The following is a 17,439-nucleotide window of genomic DNA, read 5'->3' as shown; positions in this document are numbered from 1 at the left end:
CCGTCTTCTACTGTCATTGGATATTTACCGTCGCGAATGGTCTGGGACCCAAAAGATCCGTGGGGCAAGAAGCCTGACCCGCTTGAAGAAGCCTTCAAGCAGGCCCAATCACAATTCAAAGACATCTTCCCTCCCGGCGGATTGAAAAGCCTGTTACCTTCGGGCGGCATGTGGAATCTCCTCATCGCCGCTTTGTTGATCTTTCTGGTCTGGCACAGTGTGTTTATCGTCGCCCCGGATGAAGAGGGAGTCGTGAAACGGTTCGGGGTTCCGGTCCGCGCTGTAGAACCAGGTCCTCACTTCAAGATTCCCATCGTTGAAACTGTTCTCCAGCCCAAGGTCGCAAAACTCTATCGGGTGGAAGTCGGTTTCCGCACCAATCAGCAAGGTCGCCAGCAGATGGTGCCCCAGGAAGCCTTGATGCTGACCGGTGATATGAACATCCTGGCGATCGAATTTATCGTCCAATACAAGATCAAGGAAGCTCGAAACTTCCTTTTCAACGTGGCGGATATCCATGAGACCATCGGCAAGGCAGCAGAAGCCTCCATGCGCGAGGTTGTCGGCAAGAGTAGGATCGACGAAGCCCTGACCACCGGAAAAGCGGTGATTCAGCAAGACACCCTGACGCTGCTTCAAACGATCCTCGACCAGTATCAATCAGGTGTGCAGATCGCTGCGGTGCAACTCCAAGACGTCGACCCCCCGGAAGCCGTCGCCGCCGCGTTCAAAGACGTGACGAACGCCAAAGAAGATCGGGAAAAACTGATCAACCAAGCGCAGGGCTACCGAAACGACATCATCCCGAGAGCGAAAGGTGAGGCAGCCGAACTGGTCAACCGGGCAAGGGGATTTGCGCAGGCACGAGTCAATCGCGCGCAAGGTGAGGCCAATCGATTCCTCGCCACTTTGAAAGAGTACAACCAAGCGAAAGACGTGATCAGCAAGCGGATCTATATCGAGACTTTGGAAGAAATCCTCCCAAATATGGAAAAGATCATCATCGACGGGAAAGGCGGAGATCGTGTGCTCCCATATCTTCCCTTGGACCGCCTCTCCAAGCCGACATCCACGACCGGGGCCAAAACCGTCCCCCAATCGGAAATTGAAGAGACTCGACCAGAACCATCCCCATCGTTCAAGTCGAGGGGGGCCCGACCATGACGAAACAGGGATTGGTGATCACACTCCTTGCCGTGATCGTTGCGTTGTTCGTGCTCGGAGCCTCTCCGCTTTTCGTCGTGGACGTAATTCAGACGGCCATCGTCGTGCAGCTCGGCAAGCCCGTTCGCAACATCACCGAACCAGGTCTGTATGTGAAAGTGCCGTTTGTCCAAGAAGTGACTTACTTCGAAAAACGTTTGTTGGATTACGACTCGAACGCGCAAGACGTCATTACCTCGGACAAAAAGACCCTGTTGCTGGATAACTTCGCGAAATGGCGCATTGTGGACCCGTTGAAGGTATACCAGAACTTTCAGAGTCAACGGGGCGCTCTCCAACGACTGCACGATATCATCTATTCTGAACTCCGGGTCGAGTTGGGTCGGCACGAGTTACTCGAGATCGTCTCAAGTACAAGAGCTGACATCATGAAGGTGGTCACCGAACGAGCGAACGAGAAGGCCTCGGCGTACGGCATCGAAATTCAGGATGTCCGAATCAAGCGTGCCGATTTGCCGGAACAGAATGAGAAAGCCGTCTTTGCGCGCATGCAAGCCGAACGGGAGCGACAGGCCAAACAATATCGCGCGGAAGGAGCTGAAGAAGCTCAAAAAATTCGGTCCGAAGCCGAAAAGGACCGGGAAATCATCCTGGCTCAAGCCTACAAAGAGTCTGAAGAACTTCGAGGCAGCGGAGATGCCAAAGCATTTCGGATCTACGCCGATGCTTACCGGCAGGATCAAAAGTTTTTCGAATTTACCCGTTCGATGGAAGCCTATAAGAGTGCCTTCAAAGACGGCTCGACGTTGGTGATGAGCCCGGATTCGGAATTCTTCCGCTATTTGAAGCAACGTTGATTCTTCAAGAAAGCCCAACGATTTTCCCGCTAGTGCGATCCAGACCGATGCGCTCACCGGCTGGCTTCTTAGGCAATCCCGGCATGAGCTGAATTCCTGAACAGACAGCTGTTACAAATCCGGCTCCGGCGAGAATTCGCAACTCTCGGATAGGTACCATAAAGCCGGTTGGTCTCCCCTTCAGGGAAGGATCATGTGACAACGAGAGCGGAGTTTTAGCCATGCAGACCGGTAAGCTGCCGTACCCCAGCGCCTCTGCCTTGTCGATTTGGCGTTCAGCCTCCGGTTCGAACGTGACTCCTGCCGCTCCATACATACGGGTAGCAATGGTTTCGATCTTTTTTTTGATCGGCCAAGACACTTCATATAGATAGTTGAAATGAGCCGGTCTCTCGGATGCCCTGAGGACTGCCCTAGCCAGCTGCTCGGCTCCTCTACCCCCGTCGGACCAGTGTGTTGATACAGCCGCGTCCGCCGCTCCCATTTTAAGTGACTGCTCTCGAACCCAGTCCAATTCATCTTGAGGATCGTCTTTGAAGGCGTTTACTGCAACCACCACCGGTACACCGTGCGCCAGCACATTGGCCACATGCTGTTCCAGATTTGCGATGCCTTTTGATAAAGCGTCTCGATTCGGTCCTGTCAAACTGGCAGGTAGCGATACACCCGCCTTGGCAACACCACCACCGCCATGGAGTTTCAGCGCCCGTAACGTTGCAACCACAACCGCCACCGTCGGGGAGAATCCTGAAGCACGACATTTAATGTTGAAAAACTTCTCCGCTCCCAGGTCGCTACCAAAACCTGCCTCGGTGACGACAAAGTCGGCACAGCGCAGGGCGATCGCATCGGATATGATCGAGCAATTGCCATGGGCGATGTTGCCAAAAGGGCCGGTATGAACAAAAGCAGGCGTCCCTTCGAGCGTTTGGACCAGATTTGGCATCAGGGCATCCTTGAGCAAGACGGCCATGGATCCCACACAGCCCAGCTTTTCAGCCAGGACTGGCGCACCTGATTGGGTCAACCCCACGACGATGCGACTAAGCCGGTTTAAGAGATCTCGCTGATCCTTTGCCAACGCCAGTACCGCCATGACTTCCGACGCCTCGGTAATGACAAATTGTCCTTTGCGACCACCTGTGCCTTCCCCCAGTACGACCGTCCGAAGCGCTCGATCATTGACATTTAATGTCCTCGGCCATGTAATCTGTTCGGTATCGATCGACAGGGAGTTTCCATGGAACAAATGGTTGTCCAGGAATGCTGAAAGCAAATTATGACTTGCCGCGACCGCGTGAGCATCCCCGGTCAGATGCAGATTAATATCTTCCATGGGAATGACTTGAGCATGTCCCCCGCCAGTCCCTCCGCCCTTTACCCCAAACACTGGCCCGAGCGAGGGTTGCCTTAGGGTAAGCGCAGCTCGATGTCCTAATCGAGAGAGGCCCATGGCCAGCCCTATTGACGTTGTCGTCTTTCCTTCTCCCAAGGGGGTGGGGTTGATCGCCGTAACAAGAACATATCGTCCCATCGGCGATGTTTTTAGACGCTCCAGTACCTGAATCGATATTTTTGCCTTATCCGATCCATAGCCGGTAAACTCTTCGGGAAGGATTCCAAGTTGTGAACTAATTTCGTGAATGGGTCGAGGAGTCACAGACTGAGCGATTTCGAGGTCGGTCATATGAATATCATTCTGATGTCACTAGATCACTACAGCTGCGGTACGGCTAGGCGATTGGCAAAGAAGAAGCCGCAGCAAGTGCTCGGAGCAGGTTGAGAAAAATCAAACTGTTGCGGGTCGCACAAACAGGTAGGTGGAACATCACGTATGATCTAATCTCGCCCTACTCCAAGATGTATTTGATCGGGTCCAGGGCTTGGCCATTCACTTTTACCATATAGTGTAGGTGCGGGCCGGTGGACAAGCCAGAACTCCCGACAAGCGCTATGACGTCGCCACGCTCGACCCTCTGGCCTTCCTTCACCAAAGCCTTCGCCAGGTGTCCGTAAAGGGTCTCGACCCCGAATCCATGATCGACACGGACCATGTTCCCAAGCTTCGGATCGTACCCTATTGACGTAATCCTTCCTTGGGCAGGAGCACGCACAGGAGTGTTGGGGGCAGCTCCGATATCCAACCCATCATGCCAGGCTGGCTTCTCCGTAAAAGGAGAAACACGGGGACCGAACCCGGATGTGATCCACCCTTTCACCGGCCAAATGGAGGGTGTCGAGGCCCATCGAGCCGAGCGCTGTTCGGCTGCCTGTGACAATTCTTCAAGAATGCGTTCTTGCGCTGTCGTTTGCTTTGAAAGCCATTCCAAGCCTTCTTTTACAGAAGCAATGGCTTGGAGGTTATCGGGAGAAGGCTCGAGGCCGACAGCATCATTGCGTTCTTGCTGGCTGTCGAACCCTAGCCTTGAGGCACCAGATGAGAGGCCCTGTTGATTGCCGCCCGGTATTGCGCCTCCTTCTTCGGGAATCGGCATCTCCTCTCCGCCTCTCCCATTTGCCATATCACCCGTCTTAGGTACCTCAATACCCAGCATGACTCTAAGCCTTTGATTGACCTCACTCATCGCGCCAAGGCGCTTCTTCAGATCATCAATGGCGGATGAGAAAGCGGCAGTCTGCTCTCGGGCACTCATGGCTTCGGCACGGAAAGCTGCCAGCTCCCATACCTCTCCAGTTCTGATGACATAATGAGAAACCACAAGAAGATCGGCAAGAACAACCACGCCCAAACATACTAATAATCGCCTGAGGAGTCTCTTCGAAAAGCTAAAGCGGATTGGCTTTGCAGTGGATCCTCTGAAAACCACCACGGTATAGGCATCGCCGTCTTGCATATTTGTCTGACCCATAACATTTTTCTCCCGTACCTAAGTGTATCAGGTAGGCTTTGAAGTCGACCCGCAACTTACCGATTTCGTCCCTTACTGGTCAACTCCCACGATAGTCTTTCGATAAGCCAGTTTCAACCACATCATCTAGGGCGTCTCTCGGTGCACCCACTCAAGATACGGTGGGAATCCATGGGTCACAGGAATTGCTATTATTTCTGGAACTTTATACGAATGGATCTTTCGTATGGCTTCTTGGATGGAGTCGAATTTGTCGGAAGTCGTCTTTATCAGCAGAAGTGCTTCCTGATCGTTCATCATCTTTCCTCCCCACCAGTACGTTGACCGTACGCTGGGTATCTCGGAAGCACAAGCAGCGAGACGAGACCGTACTACTTGGTCTGCAATCTTGGCCGCTTCCTCTTGGTTTGCAGTTGTAACCATGACAACTATGACACGGATCGGTTCAGCTCCCATAAGGCCGACAGAATACCCAACCGCCTTTCCACAATCAACCTGATCACTTTAACAGCTTAAGGGCGCGACTAGCTCCTTGTTCCATGAGTTGAGAGTCAGCAACATTCATGCCTTATCAACAAAGACAAGTAATGCAAATTTTTATAATTTTCAAATACTTATAATTTCAATGCACTTCCGGACCGTTTTGGATTAGCCGTTACATGGCAAACATGGTTGTCCTGGCAATTTTCGGATACCGGTGTTCAAAACTGACCTTTCCGAGCACACCGTTATCGGCCCAGATGTTGTCAAAGACCGCCCTGTTGCTTCCCCATCTTTACTAATTGTGAGAAGTACTGAACGAACGTCTTCATTCCCCCGGAGGCCTGCCCCCAATCATAATATTCGTTGGGAGCATGGTAGCCATGCTCTGGCAAGCTCAGGCCTATGAAGAGGATTGGGACCTTCCAGGCTTTCTGCATCGTGACCACCGCACCAATCGACCCACCTTCTCTCACAAACGCGGGGGCCTTGCCAAACCCTTCCATCACGGCACGCTTCACACAGTCCACATATGGCCCCACGAAGTGGCCTCTAAACGGATGGAGCATCCCCTCTCTCTTCACTTTCACATCAGGATTCACCTTCATCACATGCTTCTTCAACAGAGCAAACACTCTCTCAGGTGCCTGGCCCGGGACAAGCCGCATGCTGACCTTGAGCTCGGCATGACCAGGCACAACCGTTTTGACACCTGGTCCCTGGTATCCTCCACTAAGGCCATGGATCTCAAACGTCGGGGATGCCCAAATCCTGCGCATGACTTCTGCTGGGTCCTGTACTCGAAGCGATCGAAACCCGTACGCATGCCTAAAACGACCCACTTGAAAGCCTGATCTAAGGAAATTCTTAATTTCATTGGCGGTGGGCTGTATCACATCATCATAGAACCCCGGAATCTTTATCCTTCCAGTCCGCGCATCAAGGCAGGTATTCGCCACCTCCATCAGCTCAGCCAGTGGATTGCGAGCGGCGCCCCCAGTCACACCTGAATGCGCATCTTTTTCACCTGTCCGTAGGATCAGACGTGCGCAAAGCAGGCCGCGCAAACCATAGGGCACTGCAGGCCGTCCTTTGGCAATCCAGATTGTATCCGACACAACCACGGAATCTGGTCGCGGAATCGCCAGGTGTTTCTTGAGGCCTTCGGCAAAATGCGGGCTCCCGATTTCCTCTTCAAGTTCCCACAAGAATTGGATGTTTATCGGCCAACCTTGCTCGATCGCATATCGAGCCGCAAACATCGCCGTCAGAGCGGGGCCCTTGTCATCAGTCGTTCCTCGCCCCCGGTAGATCCCTCGTTCATTTTGAAAGGCAAACGGGGGCTGTTTCCATTCCGGCTCCTGCGCCGGCTGAACATCCAGATGGTTATAGATCGTAACTGTGGGGTACGTGGGCCCTGCTATCCATCCACCGGAGATGATAGGGTACCCACCAGTCTCCACCACATGAACCTTGGCCTTCATGTCGGCCAAGTACTCCTTCGCAAGTTCAGCCATGCGCCGCATATCACCCGTACGGGATGAATCCATACTGATCGATGGTATCTCCACCATCTGTCCCAAGATATCCTCAAACTTTCCCCGTGACTCCTTGACGAAGGTACTCAGTTGCCGCTCATTCACCATACAAATGATCCTCCTTGACCAAAGACGGGGAGATTATAGCGAGCATGTCTTGCAAGAGAAAGCAGCCTCTGATCCAAAGCGAAGAATGGTGGTAAGATGCTCTTCATCCACATGCTCACTTCAGCTCGAATCGTCGCTCCTCTTCTCGTCGTTTTGCTCACACTTATAGGAGCGAACACACCGATACGGGTATCGGCAGAAGAACCCACCAGCATTCAACAGATACTCGAAGAGCCGCGGGTTTATCATCTTCGGCATGTCACTTTGCGAGGCATCGTCCGCGATGTGCAATCACTCGCTCCCTACACAATTCCCAATGGTGACAACTGTTACGGCGCATATTTATTCCGTCTTGAGAATGATGAGTCGACCATCCCCGTCGCCGTGTTGGGTATTTGTGGTAGACCAATTGTCCGCGACCCAGAAGTCGAAGATGGAAATCATGTCGAAGTCAGTGCCACGATTCAGGCACCGAGTCACGGTGGGCACTACCTTAGTTTTAACGGATTGAAAGCGGTGACCGAACAAGAACGTGTTGTGCAAGCAGTGGCCGATCGCATTCTTCCGATTGAGGAGTAGGTTTCCATTCCGCCATAGACTCACCATCTCCGTAATGAAGTGGGAACTGGGGAATTGGCTCATATCGCAATGGCCATGTCCATTATTTTTGTCACGCAAAAGTAGGAAAACCCTCGAATGCCAAAATTTAGAACCCTCTGGTCACTGCTATTTCTTTTGGTAACGGGGTGCGCGAGCAGCCAAGGATTCGATCGGGCGGCAATGAGCGAAGTCCTTCATGTCGAGTCAAACTCAACCCCAGAAGGTCAATCCCTGGCGATCCAACGCGTTCATCTTTCCACACCCCTTCGGCTCGGTGTCTTTTTCGCAAGTCACAATTTTCCAAACAGTCCGTCCATCCGAAAGATGGAATGGCTAACCGGGGATAGAGATCAACTGCTCCGCGAGCTAGCACCGCTACAGGACGAGCATGTCCTCCAGGATACATTTGTGCTGATAGATGCCACTCTGCGAAGTGAGGATATCCTCGGAATCCGTCAGGCTGGTGCTCGACATGGAGCCGATATGGTCTTGATCGTCAACGGAGTTGCTGCGGTTGATCGGTACAACAACCGCTTTGCTTGGTTGTATCCGACCTTACTCGGCGCCTATCTCGCCCCCGGTACCGAAAGCAATGCGCTCGTCATGGTCACCGGCCACTTACGGGCTGTACACTCTGAATGGCACGCCCGTATGCAGACAGTTGAAGGAGCATCGAAGCTGGTCGGGTCAGCCGTCCTAGTCGAAGATGGCGCCGCTCTGCAGGAGGCAAAAAAACGCGCGCTTCAAACACTTGGCACGCGCATTGTCGACCAGCTCCAGCACTGGATGCAGAAGCTCCCATCTCCTGTCCCACACTCACGGGGAATCGAAGCTGATAAGAACTCCCAGCAAGAGTAGATGCTGCCCTTGCGCAAGACCTAGGACACCGGGACGGATCGTCCCGTTCTTGAAAAACCCGCCTCCCACCCCAGTTGAGTCATCATAACGATGTTCTACTCGCACCACCGCGTTGGTCCACTTGTACGGGAATTTGTACTCGACAGTAGACGTGATGGCTTTCACGAACTGCTCGGCTCCTGTCCAGCGCCCGTTCCGATCCCAATAGAACTCGGGGCGCAATGCCACCGACCAAGGACCAGTAATATGCCATCTCATAATCACATTGCCTCCCATCACAAAGGTTCGTGGGCAACCGGGCTGCCCGGCAATGCTTTCGGTCCCAATATCGAAGGACGCCGCGACTACTACGTCCTCCCCTCGCCACTCCAGGATGTGATTCCCATACAGCCGCCAAAACTCCAAAGAAGTATCCGTTTGTTCTGGTCCTGCGTAGAAAGTTTGTGTCAACGTGAGCCGTGGCATCGCCTTCCAGGCCCATCTCACCCCATAGCTTGGGACGTCATTCGGGTGCGCCAGATGATAGTAGCTATTCACGACGAAGGCGGCGGCTATGAAATCGTCGCTCACGGAATATTGCGCGTTCACTCCGAACATCATGTAGGGTGTATTGTCCGCAATCCATGATCTCGTATAGTTGGCATTGTCTTTTGCATAGAGGGATTCGTAGCCCATCAGACTGTTGAACAGGCCGGCGATGATGGTCAACCCTGTACCGATCGGTGCAAAGTACGACACGTTCGCGCGATGGATGTGCCTGAGCACATCCGAGCCGTCGACTCGTCTTTCACCCGCCAAAAACGCGAACTCTTCCGAATCCCGTCCCCCTTGAAAGCCGAGTTCCATCCCCAAGCGTGAGGACTCTGTTGCATTCTTGCGCACATAGGCCAACCCCATGTTTGGTGAAAGCTCATTATGATGGGATGCCGTAGCACGGCTGCGCCATAGATGGTTGTCGGGAAAGTTGAAATTCCCGATGTATGCGACATCCACATACGCACCGTAGTGCCAATCTCGGGTAGATGTCACTGGCTCCGGGGAAGCGACATAGGATCGGATACCGGGATCTTGACCGAACGTGGCTGAAGCAAGGACCGACGTCATGAAGAAACAGCACCACAATAGAGCGCTCACACGTGACATGATGTGCCGCCCCTCTAGTTACTTCACGACCATATGCTGTCCTTCGACCTACGTGCAGTCTCCGTTCGGTCGGACATCGTATGGGAGTTAGCACGGCCGTGCAAGGAGGGTTGTCATCGGGAAAGCCGGCGATAGTGCCGCAATAGGATGGTTCCTCCCCAGAGAAAAGAGCCGAGCATGAGAAGAATACCGACGCTGTAGATAAAGTGAGCCAGCCGGTGATCCCATTCCAGCAAATCCAGCATCGTCAGAATATTGTTCCAGTCGTGTCCATCGGTTTCTTTCCCGGTCACTCCGCCGATGAGCATGAGGTCGAGGGCGCGCGCATCGTTGATGTACGGGGCGATATCCATCAGGCTCTCCGCCGTCCACCACAAGGCCACCGAGGCGCCGAACGGATCACGAGTCTTCACAAGGAACGTCCCGAGGCAAATCATCGGCATGAGAATCTGGCCGAGCGTTCCTCCGAGGATTGTCATGAAGCGCCCAAACGGCATGAAGATGACATGTCCGGCTTCATGAAAGGGCAGATTGATGAGATGGAGAAACGACTCGCCGGTATAGTTCGTTTCAAGCGGCGTGGTGATAAACATCCACCCCCACCAAACCATGGCCACAAACACGGCTGCCCGACCATAGAACGTCATCGAATCGGTCGTGGCGTCAGATACAAGTAGCCATTGCTTGGCTGACAGGAACCATTCAGACTGTACAGGTATTGGTTTGGTTACTGAACAGCGCGACTTCGCCGTAAGTGGTTTGTATTTAGCAAAGATTATCCCGCATCGGGCACACTCTTCCTCACCATCAGACCGTTGCGCCTGGCATTTGGGACAGTGTGCCGCGTGTGTGTCGGCCGTGAACATTTTTCTACTCTAGGGTCGTACGTACAATCGGACAAGAAAATCAGAAGAACGATACAGGTGAGGAGAAGCGACTGGAAGCGTCTAGTGGAAGGAGAACGGCACCGGTGCAAAGGTCACGACAAACACGGCCAAAGCAATCCAGCCGACAATCGTCCGGTTGCGACCCAACGGCACGTGAGGATCGATGACAGGGGGATGGCCGACCCCCCACAGTCCCGCCATGAAGGCCCACAGAAACCAGCCCGCCCAGCCGACGAATCCCAAGATCAACAAAATTGGGAGAGAGGCGAGCGCCATCGTCCGCTGTCGCCTGCCCCACAGGGCATAGGCAACATGGCCGCCATCGAGCTGGCCGATAGGAAGGAGATTGAGAGAAGTCACAAAGAGTCCGAACCAGGCCGCAAAACCGATCGGGTGCAGCACGACATCAGCCTCCGGCGGTAACGGCCCGATTACTAGCCACGACATAACCTGTAGCAGTAGAGGCTCGCCCAGGTGTAATCCATACGTCACCGTTCGATCCACGACCGTCGACAGATTGAGCCCGACGATCAGCGCGACAACCGCAACGACGAAACCCGCCAAGGGGCCGGCGACACCGATATCGAACAAGGCCCGACGACTCAGGATCGGACCCCGCATGCGTATGATGGCGCCGAACGTCCCGATGAAATGAGGCGGACCTGGGATAAACAGCGGCAAGGAGGCGGGCACCCGATGAATCTTCGACAACACATAATGCCCGAACTCGTGCGTGGTGAGGATAAAGAGCAGGGCACCGGCGAAGGGAATGCCTTGCCAGAGTGCCTCAGGAGAGGCCAGCAGAAAATTTAACGGGCCGCGCACCGGGCCATTGTAAACCTGGTAGGCCCCCGCCCACAGGGTGGTAAACACCGTGAAGAAAAAGAGAACAATCGGCAAGGCCCATTTGGAAAACAATGACGGCTCGATGTCGTCGCTCTCGGTCTGATCCATGGACGGTGGAGCCGGCTCTGCCGGGACCTCAACGGCGAGACCGCCACTGAGTTCTCGATGTTCATTCCGCCCGAACCCATCCATGAATCTGGCCTATATGATCGTCGCGAACGGATTGTGATCGAGTTCTTCTTCAACGGTCGTGGCGGGACCATGCCCGGGGAAAAGCCGATAGTCCGGCGAAAGAGCCAGCACACTGTGAGTGACTGAGTTCAGATGGGTTGCATACAACTCCTTGGGATTGGATCGACCGATCGATCCGGCAAAGAGCGTGTCGCCGACGAAACACACCGGCAGCTGCGGGTCATCTACACGATAACAGATACCGCCCGGTGTATGTCCCGGCGTGGTCACACAGTGAATGGTACGACGTCCGACCTTGATCGACAAGCCGTCTGTCGGCGCAACCAGCACGTCGGGCCGTGGCTGCCAACTCAGCAGGCTGATATCTTCAGGTCCCAGGTACACCGGGACTTCGTGATGGTTGAGAATCTGTTCAATCCCCTCGGCATGGTCCGCATGGCCATGTGTCAAACAAATGCCGAGGAGCCGCAACCCACGTCGCCGAAGCCGGTCCAGCATGGCTGGGGCATTGTACCCCGTATCCACCAGTAGCGCCTCATTCCCGTCAATGAGGATATACCCCTGTACGCCGTACCCATTAATGGAACCTTGCACCATCTCCACCCACGGTGGCATCCGCTGCGCTACGGGTTCCCACTTATCGACGGCGATTTGTTCAAGCGGCGCAGCCCGCAGACCCAAAGCTGTTGCCAGGGCGCGCACCTCTGCCCGGTCTCGCGGGGGATCACCACGTTCCAGCGCCGTAATATCGCCTCCGGGCAATCCCGTCGTCCGGGCGACATCGCCGACGGACAATCCTCGTCCGGTCCGCGCTTTTTTGAGGATGTCTGAAAAGTCGTCTTCTAACGGCATGACGCCTTACAGCACAAAAGAATTCCCGAGGAGAGAAGTATCTTTACATTGCGATTACTTCATGATTACGTCCCATCATCCTTCGGGACTCAGCTTGATTTCTTTCACGTCTCCAAATATCGCGAGGGCCTTCGGCAACGCCTCTCCTGATCCGACGGCAACAATTTTCAATCGATCCGGGCGCAAATGCTTTTTGGCCGCCGCCAAGACGTCTTCCTTGGTCAGGCCCACGACCTTGGCACGGAGTTGTTGCAGAAAATCCTTCGGCAATCCATCGTACTCCAACTCAACCAATCGGCTCACGATCGCCGACGGGCTGGAGAAGGAAAATACGAACGAATTCACATACGCTTCCTTCGCTTCCGCCAGTTCTGCATCGGTCACCGGCTCGGCGCGCATTCGTTCGATATTCGCCACAAACCGCTCGATCACTTCCTGCGTGGAAATCAACTTGGTTTCCGCTCGCATCAGCCACACCCCTTGATCATGCATCCCCGTGTTGAGGCGGCTACCGACGGAATAGGCCAGTCCGCGTTTCGTTCGCACATCGTTGAACAGGCGGCTGCGAAACGAACTCCCACCTAAAATATCGTTCGCGATGGCCAAGGCGACGTAGTCGGGATCATTCTCCTTGATCGAGAGATGCCCCACCCGAAGATGGGTCTGCGAGGTATCTTTGCCGACGAACTGGACAACCGGTCTGGTGAGCTCCGTCTGCGGTACGTCGGGAATTCTCAGCTCCGGCACGGTACCCTTTTGCCAATCTCCGAATACCTTGCGCAGAGAGGCCACCATCTCCTCTCGGTTGAAGTCACCGGTCACACCGAGAATCGTCCCGTTCGGGTGAATCGTGGTGCGATGGAACGCGACGAGATCATCCCTGGTGATGCGCTTGACTGAATCCAGCGAGCTTTCGCGCGCGCTTGGATGAGCCGCCCCATAGAGCATCTTGGCAAATTCCCGGCTGACGATGGAGCCGGGGTTGTCCTGACGGCGACGGATTCCCTCAATGGCTTGCAGCCTGGCCAACTCGAGGCGAGCAGGATCGAACGCGGGGGTCCGAATGAGACCGGCGAAGATCTCCAACCCCCGATTCACATCCTTCCTCAGGACATCGAGCGATGCCGACCCTGATTGTCGTCCGATCCCAATACTCACATCGGCCGCGAATTGCTCCAGTTCGGCATCCACTTGTTCTGCGGACAGACCGCCACCGCCACCGGTTCGCATCACCGCCCCGGTCATGGCCGCCAAACCGATTTTATCGGTTGGATCAAGCCAACTCCCGGTTCGCATCGTCGCCGTGATCGTCACCAACGGTAACTCGTGGTCTTCCAGCAGATAGAGGACCATCCCGTTGTCCAACACAACCCGTTCCGGATCCGGTGGGGAAAATTCCACCGGCTTGAACGCCATGGTTCGAGGATCGCCCAGCATCAGATCAGCCGAATAAGTTGTCATCACGGATGCCAGGAGGATCGCCAGCGTGCCGAGCACAGTCCTGACCTGGCTGACGCTCCTCCATCCCCATCTGTATCTCTTCGTCGGTCTCATGGCTTCACCTCGCCGGCTGGAATCGCTGCAACGGTTTTATCCGCGCCTTTCTTCACCAAGACCGCGACCGTACGATTCGACTTGGTAAAATACTGCGTCGCCACTCGCTGGATATCTTCAACCGTCACCGCGGCAACCTTATCTCGAGACCTCAAGATATAGCGCCAATCTCCGGCCACCGCTTGATACAAGGACAGCTGAGAGGCCAGCCCGCTGTTCGACCTGAGACCCCGCACTAAGTCCGCATCCAGGTTGTTGAGCACCTTTTCGAGCTCTGCGGACGAGACCGGTTCCTGCTTCAACCGCTCGAGCTCCTCATAGATGGCCGCTTCGACCTCAGCGGTGGTATGGGGAGCCAACGGCGTCGCCGTCACTATGAAGAGATTCGGCGCGCGCACCCCAGGATGATTCGCGTCCGATCCAATTGAGGCGGCCAGCCGTTTCTCACGAACTAACTTTTGATGCAAACGAGAAGTGAGTCCGTCGCTGAGCACCGCATCGATGACGTCGAATACATCATCATCCGGATGCCCCAAACCCGGCTTGTGGTATCCGATCACGATAGCCGGTTCCGCATCGAACTCCACTTCCACTCGTCGCTCCCCACGCTGTTCCGGCTCAACCGTCACCAGAGGCGGTGGCGGCGATGCGGCTGGAATCTTCCCAAACGTCTGTTCGATCAACGCAATCGTTTCTTGTGGATGAATATCGCCTACGAGGGCGATCGTGGCTTGATCCGGACCATAGTGGGTCTTGAAGAAGGCTTCCGCCGCAGCCGGTGTTAAGGACAGAATATCGGACCCCCATCCAATGGTTGGGATCCCATAACCATGGGCACGAAACGCCGCGGATGTGAACGTCTCAAACAAGAGCCCATTGGGACTATCGTCGTTCCGTAGACGCCGTTCTTCCATCACGACGCCGCGCTCTTTATAGAACTCACGCAACACGGGATTCGCCATCCGATCTGACTCGATGGCCGCCCACAAGGGCAGTCGATTGGACGGCAGACTGATCATGTAGCGCGTCACATCTTTACCCGTCGATGCATTGAGCCCCACACCACCGTGTCGCTGGTACAACAGAGCCATTTCATTCCCGACGACGTACTGTGCGGCCTGATTCTGTAGCGCTACGAAACGGTTCTGGAGTGATTCCATCATGATTCGCTCGTCAGCCGTTGCACCAGCCCCTTTGACGGTCAGGTCTCGCTGACGTTGGTCGAGCTCGGTCCCAACCCGCGCAAGTTCGTCCAATATCGGCTTCTCTGTCTCATAGTTAGTCGTGCCGACCAACCGTGTGCCTTTAAAGGCCATATGCTCATAGAGATGGGCGAGCCCCGTTTGGCCCACCTGTTCATTGATGCCGCCCACTGCGAAAGTGATGTTGATGGAGACGACCGGCGTCTGATGCCGTTCGACCATGAGCACGGTCAAGCCGTTTGCCAGCCGATGTTCGATCACCCGCTCCGCGATATTCGGCGTGGCAGCGTGGAGAAGGTCAAGGCTGAAGGCAAGGATCAGAGTGAGGCTCAAATAAAAAATCATGAGCCTGTCTGGTTTGTGAACACCATCCTTTCTCGGCCTCGTCCTTAACCGTGACCTCTGTTTCATAGGAAAATCTCCATGAGTTGTTCCGGCTTTTCAATGAACCAATCGGGCTGACAGGCTTCCATCTTCGCTCGATTTCCCATCCCATATCCGACGGCACAGACCCGGATGCCGGCGTTATGCCCTCCATTGATGTCGTTCGTACTGTCCCCGACGAGAACCGTCCGTTCTTTCGGCACGCCCATTTTCTCCATGATGTGCAACAACATGCCGGGTTCCGGCTTAAGACCAAAGCCGTTGTCCCCGCCGATCATATAGCGGAAATGCTGCGCCCCCAAGCCATTCAGAATCACGCGCGTATATTCGATGGACTTGTTGGTTGCAATCGCTTTGTTCTTGTGGGCGAAATGTTGCAGCATCGGTTCGATGCCGGGGTAAAAGACGGTCCGATCCAAACAATGTTCGAGATAATGGCCGCGAAAGACGTTCAACGCTTCTTCGAACCTGGTCTGATTGTTTTCCCCGACGGCAAGACGCAGCAATCGTTTGACGCCGTCGCCGACAAAACCAAAAATCTCTTCAATGGGGCGTTCGGGCAATCCCAGTTTGACCAGTGTGAAATTGACAGAGTGTGCGATATCCCACTTCGATTCGATGAGTGTCCCGTCCAAATCAAAAATGATGAGATCCACCGATCTTTTAACCATTACTCAACCTTTCGCAAGGAGTCAATGAGCATACCAAGCACGCTGCGTTGTGCGTCATCTGGTTCCCGGGCTTCCGCCTCTCGTGCGAAACTCACCATCCGTTTCAGTCCGACGTGCGGAGGGATGACCGGCGAAACGATGCGCCAAAAGCTTCCCACAACTTTCACATGAAAACGAACCTCTTCCGTCGTTTCCTCGGGCACGAAGGTCGCGGTTTCCAGATAAACCGCCCCCCGCACATGAAAGGTAACCGGAATGATCACTTCAAGATTGTTGAGAATCTCCCATTGCCGATAGTCCTCCGGAACGGTTGTCTCTTGGACGACGACGATACGGCCCCATGCCGGTTCTTCTCTCCAGTCAATGTAGGGAACCACGGTGTCGAACGACGGAGCGTCCAAACGAGCCCCTTTCCGATCCAAAAGAACATACCGCTTCACGACTTCCACCGGAGACCGTCTCATCGAACCGCTCGGATTCAGTTGTGCGTTCGAGGGGACGGTCGAAGCGAGGACAGTCAGCGCGATGCCGTAATGAACCAGGCGCGTAAGTAACGGAGTCACATGTCCGACCGGATGGATTTCACACATAGCCTCCAGATTCCCGCGATGCCTCAGTGAAGATACGTCCTGAACCGGCACTCGTCGGGTCTGGACTTTAGCCGCTCTATTCTAGCAAACCGCATGAGAGACATCCAGGTAACGAGGTGATCGCTCGTGCATTGTTTGACCTTTCTAAAAAGAGGATGCTACGGTCGCACCGCAGTTCAACGTCTTGCCAAGGATGAAGCGCCGGTGCTCACCCCTCGACGGAGATGGATTACGCTTGTCGGTTTTCTTCTCAATCTGCTATGCGCATTCGGCCTTGCGTCCCCGATCCTGATCGCTGCCGACCTCGGCGACGGTCCGCGGAATGCGAACCCTATTCTCAGCTCACCCGATCAAACCGAGCGATGGCCTTCGCTCGCGACAGCGCCTCGGAAAGCATATGATCTGCTTCATCGGCTCCAAGAACGAGACGGGATACCGCTCCCTGGCTACATCGGAGGACGTGACTTCCAAAACAGAGAACGACGTCTTCCACGAGGCTCCTATCGAGAGTATGATGTCAATCCCAAGATACGAGGGCGTGGTCGGGATGCCGAACGCATTATCATCGAGCAGCGGACCGGGAAAGCTTATTACACCGGCGATCATTACCGGACGTTTGTCCCGCTTAACTAGCTCACGCACA

15 protein-coding genes and 2 pseudogenes are annotated in these 17,439 nt (G+C 54.6%); 5 read left to right on the top strand and 12 right to left on the bottom strand.

Translation table 11 applies throughout. The features are described from left to right. Positions 1–36 precede the first annotated feature (36 nt). Together A4E19_16695 and A4E19_16690 are read left to right on the top strand one after the other, a co-directional pair. Positions 37–1,065 (top strand): annotated as a pseudogene (locus tag A4E19_16695) (HflK protein). Between the two features lie 95 nt (positions 1,066–1,160). Next, entirely contained in the window at positions 1,161–2,021 is an 861-nt protein-coding gene (locus A4E19_16690; protein OQW35210.1) for a protease modulator HflC, read from the top strand. 4 nt (positions 2,022–2,025) lie between these two features. Here the strand turns inward: A4E19_16690 and A4E19_16685 are convergent, their stop codons facing one another. From A4E19_16685 to A4E19_16670, 4 genes are all read right to left on the bottom strand, one after another. Continuing rightward, the gene (locus tag A4E19_16685; protein ID OQW35209.1) at positions 2,026–3,708 is read right to left on the bottom strand and encodes a formate--tetrahydrofolate ligase; all 1,683 of its coding nucleotides are present in this window, start codon (positions 3,706–3,708) and stop codon (positions 2,026–2,028) included. A 163-nt stretch (positions 3,709–3,871) separates the two neighbouring features. Next, positions 3,872–4,891: a hypothetical protein gene (locus A4E19_16680; protein ID OQW35208.1), complete on the bottom strand. Its 1,020-nt coding sequence runs from the start codon at positions 4,889–4,891 to the stop codon at positions 3,872–3,874. A gap of 126 nt (positions 4,892–5,017) precedes the next feature. Next, positions 5,018–5,347 carry a hypothetical protein gene (locus A4E19_16675; GenBank protein ID OQW35207.1) on the bottom strand — a complete coding sequence of 110 codons (330 nt, stop codon included), beginning with the start codon at positions 5,345–5,347 and terminating at the stop codon, positions 5,018–5,020. A 290-nt stretch (positions 5,348–5,637) separates the two neighbouring features. Beyond that, complete coding sequence (locus A4E19_16670; GenBank protein OQW35206.1) at positions 5,638–7,017, bottom strand: peptidase; 1,380 nt, start codon at positions 7,015–7,017, stop codon at positions 5,638–5,640. A gap of 96 nt (positions 7,018–7,113) precedes the next feature. On the opposite strand from A4E19_16670, the gene A4E19_16665 reads away from it, so the two are divergent. Together A4E19_16665 and A4E19_16660 are read left to right on the top strand one after the other, a co-directional pair. Then, positions 7,114–7,596, top strand: coding sequence for a hypothetical protein (locus A4E19_16665; GenBank protein OQW35205.1), 483 nt, complete (start codon positions 7,114–7,116; stop codon positions 7,594–7,596). A gap of 117 nt (positions 7,597–7,713) precedes the next feature. Continuing rightward, positions 7,714–8,475: a hypothetical protein gene (locus tag A4E19_16660; GenBank protein OQW35204.1), complete on the top strand. Its 762-nt coding sequence runs from the start codon at positions 7,714–7,716 to the stop codon at positions 8,473–8,475. Here A4E19_16660 and A4E19_16655 read toward each other — a convergent pair. From A4E19_16655 to A4E19_16620, 8 genes and pseudogenes are all read right to left on the bottom strand, one after another. Next, complete coding sequence (locus A4E19_16655) at positions 8,434–9,372, bottom strand: hypothetical protein (GenBank protein ID OQW35203.1); 939 nt, start codon at positions 9,370–9,372, stop codon at positions 8,434–8,436. The genes A4E19_16660 and A4E19_16655 overlap by 42 nt on opposite strands. 359 nt (positions 9,373–9,731) lie before the next feature. Next, on the bottom strand, positions 9,732–10,265 hold the full coding sequence (locus A4E19_16650) for a hypothetical protein (GenBank protein OQW35202.1): 534 nt from the start codon (positions 10,263–10,265) through the stop codon (positions 9,732–9,734). Positions 10,266–10,565: 300 nt separating this feature from the next. Beyond that, a pseudogene (locus A4E19_16645) lies at positions 10,566–11,471 on the bottom strand (peptidase M50). An 81-nt stretch (positions 11,472–11,552) separates the two neighbouring features. Next, positions 11,553–12,395 (bottom strand): hypothetical protein, encoded by an 843-nt coding sequence (locus tag A4E19_16640; protein ID OQW35201.1) that lies wholly within the window; start codon positions 12,393–12,395, stop codon positions 11,553–11,555. Positions 12,396–12,470: 75 nt separating this feature from the next. Then, positions 12,471–13,892, bottom strand: a complete 1,422-nt coding sequence (locus tag A4E19_16635) for a hypothetical protein (GenBank protein ID OQW35200.1) — start codon at positions 13,890–13,892, stop codon at positions 12,471–12,473. Between the two features lie 53 nt (positions 13,893–13,945). After that, positions 13,946–15,496: a peptidase M16 gene (locus A4E19_16630; GenBank protein OQW35199.1), complete on the bottom strand. Its 1,551-nt coding sequence runs from the start codon at positions 15,494–15,496 to the stop codon at positions 13,946–13,948. A gap of 62 nt (positions 15,497–15,558) precedes the next feature. Further along, positions 15,559–16,206, bottom strand: a complete 648-nt coding sequence (locus A4E19_16625) for a hypothetical protein (GenBank protein OQW35198.1) — start codon at positions 16,204–16,206, stop codon at positions 15,559–15,561. After that, positions 16,206–16,796: a hypothetical protein gene (locus tag A4E19_16620; protein ID OQW35197.1), complete on the bottom strand. Its 591-nt coding sequence runs from the start codon at positions 16,794–16,796 to the stop codon at positions 16,206–16,208. Before A4E19_16620 ends, A4E19_16625 begins: the two co-directional genes overlap by 1 nt. Before the next feature lie 126 nt (positions 16,797–16,922). On the opposite strand from A4E19_16620, the gene A4E19_16615 reads away from it, so the two are divergent. Continuing rightward, positions 16,923–17,429: a hypothetical protein gene (locus tag A4E19_16615; protein ID OQW35196.1), complete on the top strand. Its 507-nt coding sequence runs from the start codon at positions 16,923–16,925 to the stop codon at positions 17,427–17,429. The last annotated feature ends 10 nt before the right edge of the window (positions 17,430–17,439 follow it).

This window comes from Nitrospira sp. SG-bin1 (genome assembly GCA_002083365.1).
GTDB lineage: Bacteria > Nitrospirota > Nitrospiria > Nitrospirales > Nitrospiraceae > Nitrospira_D.
Note: the sequence above shows the minus strand (reverse complement) of the source record. Positions and strands in the feature narration are given on the sequence as shown.

Bases quoted from the DNA above. Each gene is read 5' to 3' on its own strand.
- A4E19_16690 (OQW35210.1), top strand. From the start codon at position 1,161: ATGACGAAACAGGGATTGGTGATCACACTCCTTGCCGTGATCGTTGCG.
- A4E19_16685 (OQW35209.1), bottom strand. From the start codon at position 3,708: ATGACCGACCTCGAAATCGCTCAGTCTGTGACTCCTCGACCCATTCAC.
- A4E19_16680 (OQW35208.1), bottom strand. From the start codon at position 4,891: ATGGGTCAGACAAATATGCAAGACGGCGATGCCTATACCGTGGTGGTT.
- A4E19_16675 (OQW35207.1), bottom strand. From the start codon at position 5,347: ATGGGAGCTGAACCGATCCGTGTCATAGTTGTCATGGTTACAACTGCA.
- A4E19_16670 (OQW35206.1), bottom strand. From the start codon at position 7,017: ATGGTGAATGAGCGGCAACTGAGTACCTTCGTCAAGGAGTCACGGGGA.
- A4E19_16665 (OQW35205.1), top strand. From the start codon at position 7,114: ATGCTCTTCATCCACATGCTCACTTCAGCTCGAATCGTCGCTCCTCTT.
- A4E19_16660 (OQW35204.1), top strand. From the start codon at position 7,714: ATGCCAAAATTTAGAACCCTCTGGTCACTGCTATTTCTTTTGGTAACG.
- A4E19_16655 (OQW35203.1), bottom strand. From the start codon at position 9,372: ATGGGGTTGGCCTATGTGCGCAAGAATGCAACAGAGTCCTCACGCTTG.
- A4E19_16650 (OQW35202.1), bottom strand. From the start codon at position 10,265: ATGACGTTCTATGGTCGGGCAGCCGTGTTTGTGGCCATGGTTTGGTGG.
- A4E19_16640 (OQW35201.1), bottom strand. From the start codon at position 12,395: ATGCCGTTAGAAGACGACTTTTCAGACATCCTCAAAAAAGCGCGGACC.
- A4E19_16630 (OQW35199.1), bottom strand. From the start codon at position 15,496: ATGATTTTTTATTTGAGCCTCACTCTGATCCTTGCCTTCAGCCTTGAC.
- A4E19_16625 (OQW35198.1), bottom strand. From the start codon at position 16,206: ATGGTTAAAAGATCGGTGGATCTCATCATTTTTGATTTGGACGGGACA.
- A4E19_16620 (OQW35197.1), bottom strand. From the start codon at position 16,796: ATGTGTGAAATCCATCCGGTCGGACATGTGACTCCGTTACTTACGCGC.